The organism is Staphylococcus sp. HMSC068G11 (assembly GCF_001815825.1).
Classification (GTDB): Bacteria; Bacillota; Bacilli; order Staphylococcales; family Staphylococcaceae; genus Staphylococcus; species Staphylococcus epidermidis.
On record NZ_KV822061.1, the window covers coordinates 1 to 12,572 of the forward strand.

Genomic DNA, 12,572 nt, shown 5'->3' on the forward strand with positions numbered 1-12,572 from the left:
ATAGATTTCTTCATAGCTAATCTTAGTATGTTTTCATTAATTATATTCTGCCTCTACTTCTTTACGTGTTGGTATAGAAGCTTGTGCTCCTTTTCGTTGTACCGTTAGAGACGACGCTTGATTTGCAAGTCGAATAGCCGATTCTAAATTGCTCAAATCTTTATTTAACTCACTTAAAAAAGCACCTATAAATGTATCTCCTGCTGCTGTCGTATCTACTGCTTTTACATTACAAGCAGGAATCATTTTGTATTGTTCTTGATATGCACAATACGTGCCTTGCTCCCCTAAAGTAATTAATACTGCAGATATACCTAAATCGAGAAAATATGTTGCTGTTTCTTTCATATCACTTTCATTATTGATTGAAATACCTGTTAATAATTCTGCTTCTGTTTCGTTTGGAATAATTATATCAGTTAACTCTAAAAGTGACTTAGGCAATTCAATTGCCGGTGCAGGATTTAATACAGTAGTGATATTTTGCTTACGAGCAATTTTAAATGCTTGTTCTATCGCCTCAAATGAGACTTCAAGCTGCGCTACAACAAAGTCTGCACCAATAAACGCTTCTGCACTCATCTCAACATCTGTTGCACTTAATGTCATATTCGCACCACCGTAAACAAGAATCGTATTTTGTCCTGCTTCATCAACAGTGATAAATGCTTGCCCAGTTTCTTCACTTTCTGACGTTAAAATATATTGTGTATGAATACCTGCTTTTTTGAAATCTTCCAATATAAAGTTGGCATTGCCATCTTTACCAATTTTACTGATAAATGTTGTATCTGCTGCTAATCTACTAGCTGCTATGGCTTGATTGGCTCCCTTGCCCCCACCAAACTCCTTTTGAGCTTGATTAATATGTAACGTCTCACCAGGTTTTGGAAACCTTTTAACATTAAGAAATTTATCTACATTTGTTGATCCAATTACAATCACTTTATTTTTATTCATTTCAACTTCACCTACTTTATCTTTTTAAAAGCACAATCACATGACTATTAAACTTAAAAAGTCACATTAGATTCTAGGATAATGTTAGAAAAAGGGGTGATTTCACCAGTACGTATATTCCCTTTATTTAAAGGGGATTTTAACATTTCTTTCATCTCAGAATGCGTAATAAATTTAATTTCTACGTCATCATTGATTAATTTCTTAATTGCTTTTAATTGCTGTGCATTCGCAGTTTTAATTTCTTCTGCTAAATATACTTTTTGTATTTCCATTTCAGTTAACACTGTCTCCAACACATCAATAAAACGTGGCAATGACTTAGTCACTGCTAAATCTATACGTCTGTCATCATTAGGTATAGGCATACCTGCGTCATTAATCGTTAATAACTCATAGTGACCTAGTGTGGCGATTGCGCTTGAAATGTGACTATTTAATACTGCTGTTTTCTTCATCTTATTCTTCCCTTCTTAATATTATTTAATAAACACTGTGATTGATGCTGCAACTAAAATAAGAACTAATCCCACAATTGTAATCATTAATTCTTTTGATGTTTTTTTCTGATTTAAGAAAAAAATGCCTGTTAGCGTTGCTAATACTACAGATGTCTGAGATAGAACAAATCCTGTTGCTAAACCATTCATATTAGGTTGTGCCGAAATTAAATAAGTTAAAGCAGCAAATGCAAAGAAAAATCCGGATATTATTTGTTGCCAACTTACTTTCTCTTTAAAAGCATTACCTTTAGACATATTCATCAACGCATAGATAACAGCCACAATGACCATCCCTATAGCTTGAGGTAAAAATGCTTTAAAACCACCAATATCCGTTGCTTGAGGTGCAGCAGAATATATCCAATAGCCAATTTCACCTACAAGTAATAAGAGCACTGCACTTCTTAGATTTTTACTATATTCTTGTTGTTTTGTTTCAGTCCATACAGTCATACGTGCACCTATAAGAATTACGAGTAAAGCTAGAAATCCAATGATTTTGTTTGTTATACCTGGCCAGTTACCCAGCGCAAAAACGCCCCATAATGATGCACCAAGTAATTGAAATGCAGTAGTAATTGGCATCGCTCTTGATGAACCTACTAATTCGAACGCTTTAAAAGTAATAATTTGACCAAATGCCCATCCTGCACCTGATATGAGCGAAAATACTAATGCCATACCTCCTGGTAAACCGATACCTTTAAATAGTGCTAGAACAATTGCGAAAATCAAAGTACCAACAGTAGCGCCAAAGATTTGATTGACTGGACGTCCACCAAACTTAGAAGCAATCGTTGGAAATAATCCCCAACCTAATAGTGGCCCTAATCCGATTAAAATAGCTATAAAGTCCATAAGACACCTCTATATATTTCATTATTTTTATGTAAATCTTCCACTCAATCATCATACTACTTCTTTTATTCATTGTATACGCTTACACTCCTTGTCAAAAAATTGTCTTAAATTATATTCATATTTAAGTTATTTTATCGTTAAACTTGAAAACAAATAAATATATATAAAATTTGTAATTTAATACACAAAAAAGCACCTTAAATGTTTTCACTACTCATTTAAGGTGCTTTTTAAATTAAATATTTATTTTAACGGTTACCTACATCATGACCGACATCTACAGTCTTTTTATCTTTATCATAAACAGCACCTTGGACACTACCAAAGTTTGGATCATTGTGCTTTTCTTTTACACCATAACCAAGACTTTTAAAGATATTTATATCTTCATCAGTCATAGCATTTTCGTAAAATATCGTGCCGCCGTCATTATAAAATCTTGGTTTATTAATAGATTCTTGTAATGAACCATCACTGTTTAAATAATCGACAATCACTTCATTAAGAATTGTTGGAATTTTGTTCCCACCTGGTGTACCAATACCCATATAGAAATTAGGACCAACGATTACTGACGGGGAAATATATGATCTAGGCGCCTTGTGAGGTTCACCATGATTAGGACTTGATTTATCCTTACTAAAGTCGCCTAAAGAGTTATTCATATAGAAGCCCTCTTTCATATAGTCTCCTGTCCCGAAGTAACTAGATAGTGTATTAGTCGTACTTGCTAACTTACCATTCTTATCAATAACTACAAAATGGGTTGTACTTGTATTATCCGTTCTAATTTGATTAAAATCACTGCCATTATCTGTGTTTTCACCAATATTAACTTTGTTAAGTTCACCAAGTAAATAATCATCAGTTAGATGTTGTTCATTACTAGGCTCATTGCCATTAACTATGTCCCTATTCTTATACATGACATCACGTGATTTAATCATTGCTGTGATAAAATTATTGCGATCCATATTGTCTACATTTTCTTTTTCATCAATTTTCAATCCTTGAAGCATTAATGTGCCACCTAAAGGATTAGGTGCTGAATACACTTGATTATTCTTATAATCAGTACTTACCGCTTCTTTTTCTTCTGTTTTAAATTCTTTGAAATCTCTTTCAGTTAATTTATTATCTAATTGTTTTGAAACACTTTTACCAATATCTTCATAGAAGTAATCAGGACCTTTATCTTTGATTTTAGTTAATGTATTAGCGAGTTTATCTTGTTTTACAATATCTCCTTCGCGAACACTTTTATTTCCTTTATAGAATGGTGAGTTATGATCAATATCACGACCATATAATTTTAAACTTCTTTCAAGTTCTGAATCTACCTCAAAACCATCTTTAGCGAGCGGAATGACGTAATCTAAAATCTTTTTCTCATCCATTTTTCCTTCTTTCTCGTGCATATCGTGTAATCCTCTCACTAAGCCAGGAACTCCAATTTTGTCGCCTTCTTTATATTCATATGAAGACATCGTTTTATATTCATAAGCTTTAGGTGTTTCATTCTCTTTACCACTATATGTAAGTGTCGCACCGCCACCTCCTAGTCCTGATGAATGAGGTTCTGTCACTGCAAGTGCATAAGAGACACCTATTGCCGCATCAACCGCATTTCCACCATCTTCAATAATCTTATTTCCGACTTTCGTAGCTATTTTATTATTAGATGCGACACCATAATTCTTAGGTTTACCTGCTTGTTTATGATTTGTAATTTTGTTTTCATACAATTTATCTTTGTCCACTTTTTTCTCTGTTGTATAAAAATAAAAGAGGAACGAAATGATAATTGTTATAACTAAAATGACAGATAATGTCACTTTATTATATATATTCATAATTAGCTTGCCCCTTTTGAAAGATATTGCTGTTCACCATTATTTAATTCATGTTGCTCATAATTATCTAAACCTTCATTTGCTCTAGCGAAAGTAACTAATAAAAAGATAACAACGACAAGAATGACTACAACAATTGGTAACCAATGCTTTTTAATATTCAAAAGTATAACCTCCATTTTGATCAGACTTTAAATCAATTGATTTATCTTTAATATTATTTTTGAATCGAGTATGATCCATTTTGTTCATATTATCTTTAGAGATTTTTCCATCTTTTGATTGAATTGGTGTGATATGGAACTGATTATGCGAATCTTTCCAGTCTTGTTGTACAATCATTCCTTTCTGATTTTTTGATAAGAAGTTATCAGACGTTGTGTTACCTAAACTATAAAAAATAGGCGTTCGCTTATAATTTTCAACTTTTTGAATAACTGTATTATGACCAATAATGACATCTGCACCAGCATTCGCTAACGCATGCGCATATTCTTTTTGACGTGTAGTTACATTTCGTTCATTAGGTATCCCCCAATCTACATTGACTACGACGTAATCATTATTTTCCTTTAATTTTTTTATTAAAGGATAAAATATATCTGGATCTAAACTAATTGAAGTTGTGTTTTTTAAAGAGCTAGTATAGTTAGATTCGATATCGGTAAATGAAACATTAGCTATTTTTTTACCTTTAATGTCTTGTTGTACAGTTTTACTATTAATTGGATTTGAACCATTACCTGTTAAAAAATTATAACCTGCTTGGGAATCTATTTTTCTCATCATTGCTGTCGCTTGATTATTATCCATAGATTCGTTGATTAAGTTAACACTTTTTACATTATGCTTGCGTAAAAACATGATATTTTCAATATTTTTATTTATGTTATCTTTTTGATTTTTTGAAAAATCATTTACTATTAATGAACCTGTTGAAAAATCACTATGATCTAGAGTATCTTGAATACCTTTAAAAACATCATGTAAGTTAGTTTGTCGAATATGTTTATTTAAAGTGACGTTACCTAAATATGTGAGACGAATGCTATCTTTGTCTCTAGTATCACTTTTTACAGGTTCTACTTGTATTGAATTAACAGCAAATATGAGTAGAACTAACGCTACTAAAAGTACAATTGCCGTGTAAAGTGTATTTTTCCTTTTATGTCTTTTAGATTGTTTAAGCAACCACTCACTAGGCGATAAACGTTTTTTCTTTGTCATTAATACGCGCTCCTTGTTCGTGATTAATTAATAAAACTATATAAAAATAAGATGATATATGTAATACATGTTAATAACATTGTTGTTGAAAGTGTAATGACTACACCTTGTTTTTGAATTGTATTCGCAATAATACCAGGAATGACAACACCTATACCTGAAACTTCAACCATTTCAAATGGGGTCAATGGGTACAAGAGATCAAATATAAATTTAATCACCATTCCTGTCAGTATCATGGCAGCGAATTTTCTTCTACCATATAAAATAACCCACTTACTAATACCGTTACTTACGATAAAATAAGTTAAGCAACTAATGATTAATACTGATAACAACATAATCGGTTGATCAAAAATCAAAGCTAAATAACCTGGAACGACTAACCCTGCTGGATTAATCCCAAATTTCTCAGCAAATATCAAACTGAGTACGACACCTACGAATAAGGAGAAATATAATTCTGAACCTATCATTTTATTCTATCCCTTCTATGAATTCCGCTATTCTACCACCCGGGCCGTGGATGTTTCCTACACAAAATACAAGTGCATTCTCAGCTTCATGTAGAATACCTTTTTCAATCTCTACAAAGTCTCGTCCTTCATAATTGATATATGTTTTTTCTGGCATTGTTTCCATGAACTGTGTCACCATTTGTGTGCTTTTTCCTGTACAAATGAGAACATCGTAATCGACTTCACCTAAAAAGTTATCAACAAAGAGTTGTGTTCTATCAACCCTGTCAGAACGACAATTGAGAATGATTATTTTCTTATCGTATGGATATTTATATGATTCCACTTTATTCAAAATCGCTTTTGTAGACTGCGGTTCATTAGCAGCGAATGCATTAACAAATACATTTTTTGTGCGATTTGCATGGAAATATTTAATTCTAACAGCTCCTGGATCGGCTGGTGCATTTAACATGCCTTGTAATGCAGTTTCTTCATCTACACCAACTGCTTGCGCTATTCCTAACACAATAGCTACATTATCAGGAAATACTAAATAATCGAACTTCCGTAAATATGATTCTGGTATGACATCTTTATCTACAACAATGAGTTCTGAATTACGTTTTTTAGCTTCCTTTGCAAAGAAACTAGTATAGTCATCTTTCATTACAACTAATTTCCCGTTATATGGAATTGTTGCAGTAAATGCTTGAGCTACATCTTTAAGTGTCGGTCCTAAGACATCCATATGGTCTTCCATCACATTAACAATTACACCGATATTTGCTTTTACTAAATCATTTTGAAAGGTAATTTGATAATCTGGATTTACAGCCATACACTCATTAACTAGGGCATTTGCTTTTTGTTTAACCACCTTACGAATAATATCTCGTTGTTCTCCAATGTTGGCGCCTTGTGGTTTTCTGATTACTGGATATTCCTTTTCCGTAAACCAATAAAGCATTCGTGCATCTGTTCCTGTTGTCTTACCAATAACTCTATACTGGTCCTCACGTAGAACACTATAAGCCATCCGAGTAATCGTAGATTTCCCACGAATTCCATTTATGTTAATGCGCAATGGAATTTTTTCAAGTCGATTTGCATGACGCTTCTTCTCTTTAATTCCTAGCCAGAGAATAAGCGCAACACACGCTATAATGAGTAACAATCTGCTTTACCTCTCTTTTCTTATGTATGTAAATTATGATACCTATAAATCTTTTTAATATTAAATTGTAAATTTTAAAGATAGTTTAAAAAACCTTAAATCATCAAATATAAATAAACTAACCATTTGTTAATTTAATATTCTACATATTTAAGACATCTACTATAAATGGCTTAATCTTTTGCTAGTAGTAGACTATCATTTCGATATTGATTCAGTTTTAAAAAGTTTAAATCAATGTTATGTTAACGTAAATTTATGTAAATTCATATCATAATAACAATTTTTTTGTGAATATAAATTAAATTTCAAATAATTAAATTACGCTAATCACAATAATTATAGCTTATCATAGTTGGGTCATAATAAATTTACTTATACTTTACATTAGATTAAAACAACGATGTTACATTAAATATGAAAGATATTACGACTTTAGGAGGAGAGGTATGGAGAAGTCAGTTAAACTTGCTGTTGGCATCTATCTAGCAATTATTTTAATTATTTGTAGTATTTACCTCGCATTTATACTTATTGGAAGCTTAAATGGTAAAGACATGAGTAATTCTGTTCTAGATACTGATCACTCTCGTATCAACAATACTTCAAGAAACAGTAACGAAGATGTTACGTCATCAAATAATGAGTCAAACAATACAAAAGCACACTCATTTTCAAACTCTGAATATAAAGCTGTGAATATAAACGAAGCATATAAAAATAGTAAACATATTAAAAAAGCGAATTCGAGTTATCAATACTATTGATAACAAGAGTTCGCTTTATTTTTGGGAATACATAATTATAACTTTTTATTAAGTATCCGCATTTCATTTGATTATAACTCTTTTGTGACAATGATTTTTTTAAGCTGTTCTAAAAAGCGTTGGCGTTCTGGGATAGGGAATAAAGGATAAATATGAAATAAATTGTATCCTGGTATAAACTGATGCTTAATGTTTTGTTCATTCAGCATATGAGAGAACTTAACTGCATCAGGATATAATGTTTCTTTGGTTCCTACAGTAAGTGTAATATGTCCTAGGCCTTCTAAATCACCATTCATTGGAGACATCTTATAGTCATCTAATGGTGTATCACCAGCCCATAACTCTACAAGATATTTACTGCCGTCAATACCAAGCATTGGATCTTCTTTTTCATATTTTCTTGCTTCTGGATTCTTAAATGTCGCATCAAGCACCGGTGAAATAAGAACAATATGGCCAGGTTGACTGAGTTGCTCTTTTTTTAACATTTGTGCGAAAGCTAATGCAATTTGTCCCCCGGCCGAATCTCCAATAATGACTAAGTTTTCAGGTTTATCAATTTTAGTCAATAATCGCTTATATATTTTTGTTAATAATTCAAATGTCGTACGATAATCTCTGTGTGGTATTTTAGGATATACGGGCATAATTACCCTAGCATCGAGCGCATCAACGAGTAAGTCTAAATATTCAAAATGACTCTCCAAAGGATCTTGGAACCATGCGCCGCCATGTACATATAAGACCGTGCGTTGATCTGGAAGACCATGATCATTAACAACATAGACTAAAGAACCATAGTAATCTCTAATTTGAACTTTATGCTTAAATTCATATGTGGTTCCACTATATTTACCTGCAGTTTGATATTTCGTTTCATTCAATGCCTTTTTGGCATCATCTACACTTTCAAATGTCTTTTTCATTCCTGACATTCTAATCATTTTCTCTTGTAAAAAACTTTTATAACTACGCTTTTCTTTCACTTTTGCGAATAAAACTGTACCAAATAATGTCGAACCTATTATAGTAGCAATCTTTTTAAACATGAATATGCTAACCTCCTCAATCTATAATCATTTTAAACCATCAGCGTCTAAACGTTGAGTAATTGGCTCGATTTATTAAATCTTATTTAATATTAATAAAACCATTACCTAAGACATCACGCACATCATGAATCACTAAAAAGGCATTTTCATCATTGGCATTAACAATCTTTTTTATTGCTCCAACTTGATTTTGGGATACCACGGCATAGAGAACCTCTGTATCACTTTTTTGGTAAGCACCTTTACCACTTAATAAGGTTGCCCCTCTTCCAGTCATTTCATATATATCAGCACTGATTTCTTTATTATATTTTGAAATAACTGTCACAGCTTTTTTAGGATTAAATCCTTCAACAACAAAAGACATAGACTTCTCAACAATAAATAGCATCACAATGGTATATAATACATTCGTTATAGGTAATACAACGATAAATGATAACACGATGATTGCATCTAAAATGAGTAACGCTTGTGACGTTTTTATCTCACTATACTTTGAAATAATACGTGCAATGACAGATGTCCCACCTAATGTACTATGAGCTGTGATGACTAAGCCAGAACCGATTCCCAACATTAAACCTGCAAAAATTGAGTTAATAAAATTATCATGAATACCTAATCCGAATGTGTGCGTTAAATCAAGAAAGATTGAACTTGCGGTGATTGTTATAGCAGTGTAAATCGCTGTCGTTCTACTAAGAAATTTCCAACCTACAATTATTAATATTGCGTTAATGATGAAGGAACTGAGTGCGGGTGAAATACCTAGAGTATAATTCAGAATTAATGAAAGGCCTATAGAACCACCCTCACCTAAATTGCCCGGTATAACAAAACTATTTACTGCGATTGCAATAAGTAATGTCCCTATAAGGCATAAAGATATATTAATCATATGGACTTTATTCTGTTGCTTCTTCATTTTGGCCTCCTTCATCTATTGACTGTTTAATTTAAAACATACGAGATTAATCATAACACGAATGAAGATACAGCCCAATGATTAAAAATACAAAAAAGAAATGCCTGAAAATCAATAATTATTTTCTAAAGCATTTCTTTACAAATTCGTTATTTGATTTTGATTTATTTTACCCCGGTATCTTAATCAATGGCATTTTGCATCATATACAATTGTTTTTCAAACGATTGCATATCGATAAAACGTGCTTGTCTATGCATTTCTTTCCCATTAAAAAAAATTAAATCAACAGGTACTGTAAAAATAGAAAGTTCTCCGGCAATCTCTTCAACATTAGATTGATTAATCACACCTAATTGTGCTTTCGGATAGTCCTTTAGTAAATCTTGAATTTGGGGTAATACTGCATGACATACTGTACAATTATCTCTCATAATATGAACAACAGCTAAATCATGTACATTTATAAATCGATAAAACTCTTCAATATTTTGTAAATTCTCATACATGATATACACCTACTATCTTTCAATGACTTAACTCAATCATAAATGATTTAAGTGTAAATGAACAATGTATCGCACTTCACTAATTTAAATAGTCTATTTTAATTTCAGAAAGAACTGAACACACTGATTAAAATGTATTTTTTCACAAAAGTTATATATATCCATTCAAAAAACGTGGTATAATTATTGTGAAAAAATTCACATAATAAATGGAGGTATTGATATGAAAGCTTATGAATACTTAAAACCTGGTCATGCACAACTTACGGATAAAGAGAAGCCAACAATTACGAGCAGTACTGACGCTATTATTCGCATAGTTAAGACGACAATATGTGGTACAGATCTTCATATCGTAAAAGGAGATACACCTGAAGTTCAATCACATACGACACTAGGTCACGAAGGTATTGGAATCATTGAAGAAATTGGTGACAACGTTAACAACTTCAAAGTTGGAGATAAAGTGATTATCTCTTGCATTTCATCATGTGGCAAATGCTACTATTGCAAAAAAGGTATCTATGCACATTGTGAAAACGGAGGAGGATGGATATTAGGACATTTAGTGAATGGTACTCAAGCAGAATATGTTAAAGTTCCTTTCGCAGATAATTCTTTATATCACGCCCCTTCAAATTTAAAAGACGACGCCCTTGTAATGTTATCAGATATACTTCCAACCGGTTATGAAATTGGTGTTTTAAAAGGTAAAGTTAAACCTGGCTGTACAGTAGCCATTGTAGGTGCTGGTCCTGTAGGTTTAGCAGCATTACTTACAGCACAATTCTATTCACCTTCAAAAATTATTATGATTGATTTAGATGATAATAGATTAGAAACTGCTAAAGAACTAGGTGCTACACATTTAATTAACTCTAAAGAGACTGAAACCGCAATTAAAAAGGTAAAATCGTTAAATCCACGTGGTGTTGATGTTGCTATTGAAGCTGTCGGAATTCCACAAACCTTCGATCTATGTCAAAATTTAATTGGTGTTGATGGTACGATTGCTAATGTTGGTGTGCATGGGTTACCTGTACAACTTGATATAGACAAATTATGGATTAAAAATATTCACGTAACTACCGGTTTAGTTTCAGGAAATACAACTGAAGAATTACTTGAAGCGTTAAAAAGCAAAATAATACAACCAGAACAACTCGTCACACATTATAGTAAACTGAGTGAAATCGAAAGTGCCTATGATTTATTTAGAAATGCAACAGATCATAAAGCTATTAAATTAATCATAGAAAATGATATCACAATTTAACATGTAAAATAGACCTGATTAAAAGATAAATCTACTTTTAATCAGGTCTCTATTGTTATGTTTACTATCTAAAGTATAGCCATATATAACCAACAAATATCGGTAATGTTGAAACAGAATTATTCAACATGTGAACCATCATACTATCTTTGATATTACGTCTTCTGTTATAGGCAAGGTATAATACACAACCCATTAGAAAATAAATTGCATATGAAAATATATTTGTCGATAAATGTTGTGAACTAAAAATAATAGAAGATATAATGAATGGTAGCCAAAATCGATATTTCATAAATAATGTTTCTTTAAATATTCCACGAAAGAGTAATTCCTCTAAATACGGACCTATAATACATATCATTAAAACAACAGTTACAACAATTGAAATATGTGGTAAATGGTCTTTTTGCAAAAGCAGATCTAAACTTTCATTGATTTCTTTCTCATTAGCTGTAGTATCGTTGCCAGTAAATATGACCATTAATACACTACTTAGAATACTAAAAACCATTGATAATATCAGAAAACCAATATTAATAAAGATATCTTTACCCCTCATTGATTGATATTGTCTTTCATATGTATGACTCAAATAATAATTCCTAACTAACCATATGATTAATAGTGCTATACCAGTTATTAACATACTTAATGCGATAGATGTTAACTGACTGAATTTCACTGAGAATGGTAAAGCTATTAGTGAAACGCCAATAGGTATTTGAATTAATAAAATCATTCCGATGAATATCAAAATATTAATTATTTTATTACCTTTAGGTTTTTCGTTAAAAGATTGATTTTGCTTCAAGTCATCCATGATTACCATCTTTCCTTTCACTTTAAAATGATATGTCCAATATCAACATTGCCTATAATTATCACGCTTGTCAACTTTGTAAAATTTTCCTTATTAAAACGAACGCCAAATTAGGATAGAAATCATAGTCCCCTGTCTTCTATCCAACCCCAACCTGCTTTGTCCGTGGAATTTC

14 protein-coding genes are annotated in these 12,572 nt (G+C 31.8%); 2 read left to right on the plus strand and 12 right to left on the minus strand.

All coding sequences use genetic code 11. The annotated features are described in order from the left end of the window. Positions 1–36: 36 nt before the first annotated feature. The 8 genes from rbsK to pgsB form a co-directional block, all read right to left on the minus strand. Positions 37–960, minus strand: a complete 924-nt coding sequence (rbsK, locus tag HMPREF3058_RS02420; RefSeq protein WP_070731088.1) for a ribokinase — start codon at positions 958–960, stop codon at positions 37–39. Between the two features lie 53 nt (positions 961–1,013). Next, complete coding sequence (gene rbsD, locus HMPREF3058_RS02425; RefSeq protein ID WP_002491015.1) at positions 1,014–1,418, minus strand: D-ribose pyranase; 405 nt, start codon at positions 1,416–1,418, stop codon at positions 1,014–1,016. Positions 1,419–1,439: 21 nt separating this feature from the next. Next, the gene (gene rbsU / locus HMPREF3058_RS02430) at positions 1,440–2,321 is read right to left on the minus strand and encodes a ribose/proton symporter RbsU (protein WP_002447102.1); all 882 of its coding nucleotides are present in this window, start codon (positions 2,319–2,321) and stop codon (positions 1,440–1,442) included. Between the two features lie 251 nt (positions 2,322–2,572). Beyond that, complete coding sequence (locus HMPREF3058_RS02435) at positions 2,573–4,177, minus strand: gamma-glutamyltransferase (RefSeq protein WP_002491016.1); 1,605 nt, start codon at positions 4,175–4,177, stop codon at positions 2,573–2,575. 2 nt (positions 4,178–4,179) lie between these two features. Continuing rightward, positions 4,180–4,341 (minus strand): hypothetical protein, encoded by a 162-nt coding sequence (locus tag HMPREF3058_RS02440; protein ID WP_001832373.1) that lies wholly within the window; start codon positions 4,339–4,341, stop codon positions 4,180–4,182. Beyond that, positions 4,331–5,404: a CapA family protein gene (locus tag HMPREF3058_RS02445; protein ID WP_070731091.1), complete on the minus strand. Its 1,074-nt coding sequence runs from the start codon at positions 5,402–5,404 to the stop codon at positions 4,331–4,333. Before HMPREF3058_RS02445 ends, HMPREF3058_RS02440 begins: the two co-directional genes overlap by 11 nt. A 23-nt stretch (positions 5,405–5,427) precedes the next feature. Beyond that, positions 5,428–5,880: a poly-gamma-glutamate biosynthesis protein PgsC gene (gene pgsC / locus HMPREF3058_RS02450; protein WP_001832320.1), complete on the minus strand. Its 453-nt coding sequence runs from the start codon at positions 5,878–5,880 to the stop codon at positions 5,428–5,430. 1 nt (position 5,881) lies between these two features. Beyond that, complete coding sequence (gene pgsB, locus HMPREF3058_RS02455) at positions 5,882–7,039, minus strand: poly-gamma-glutamate synthase PgsB (RefSeq protein ID WP_002491058.1); 1,158 nt, start codon at positions 7,037–7,039, stop codon at positions 5,882–5,884. A gap of 449 nt (positions 7,040–7,488) precedes the next feature. Here pgsB and HMPREF3058_RS02460 point away from each other — a divergent pair, with 449 nt between their 5' ends. Next, a complete protein-coding gene (locus tag HMPREF3058_RS02460; RefSeq protein ID WP_002491129.1) occupies positions 7,489–7,806 on the plus strand; it encodes a hypothetical protein in 318 nt (105 codons plus the stop codon). A gap of 71 nt (positions 7,807–7,877) precedes the next feature. Here HMPREF3058_RS02460 and HMPREF3058_RS02465 read toward each other — a convergent pair whose 3' ends face one another. The 3 genes from HMPREF3058_RS02465 to HMPREF3058_RS02475 all read right to left on the minus strand — a co-directional run bounded on the left by HMPREF3058_RS02465 (position 7,878) and on the right by HMPREF3058_RS02475 (position 10,298). Beyond that, a complete protein-coding gene (locus HMPREF3058_RS02465) occupies positions 7,878–8,858 on the minus strand; it encodes an alpha/beta hydrolase fold domain-containing protein (RefSeq protein ID WP_002491014.1) in 981 nt (326 codons plus the stop codon). 82 nt (positions 8,859–8,940) lie between these two features. After that, the gene (locus HMPREF3058_RS02470) at positions 8,941–9,789 is read right to left on the minus strand and encodes a YitT family protein (RefSeq protein ID WP_002458221.1); all 849 of its coding nucleotides are present in this window, start codon (positions 9,787–9,789) and stop codon (positions 8,941–8,943) included. 182 nt (positions 9,790–9,971) lie between these two features. After that, on the minus strand, positions 9,972–10,298 hold the full coding sequence (locus tag HMPREF3058_RS02475; protein ID WP_002486431.1) for a thioredoxin family protein: 327 nt from the start codon (positions 10,296–10,298) through the stop codon (positions 9,972–9,974). Between the two features lie 223 nt (positions 10,299–10,521). On the opposite strand from HMPREF3058_RS02475, the gene HMPREF3058_RS02480 reads away from it, so the two are divergent. Further along, positions 10,522–11,574 carry a zinc-dependent alcohol dehydrogenase family protein gene (locus HMPREF3058_RS02480; protein ID WP_002491060.1) on the plus strand — a complete coding sequence of 351 codons (1,053 nt, stop codon included), beginning with the start codon at positions 10,522–10,524 and terminating at the stop codon, positions 11,572–11,574. A 64-nt stretch (positions 11,575–11,638) separates the two neighbouring features. Here the strand turns inward: HMPREF3058_RS02480 and HMPREF3058_RS02485 are convergent, their stop codons facing one another. Beyond that, positions 11,639–12,406 (minus strand): CPBP family intramembrane glutamic endopeptidase, encoded by a 768-nt coding sequence (locus HMPREF3058_RS02485; protein ID WP_032604322.1) that lies wholly within the window; start codon positions 12,404–12,406, stop codon positions 11,639–11,641. Positions 12,407–12,572 lie beyond the last annotated feature (166 nt).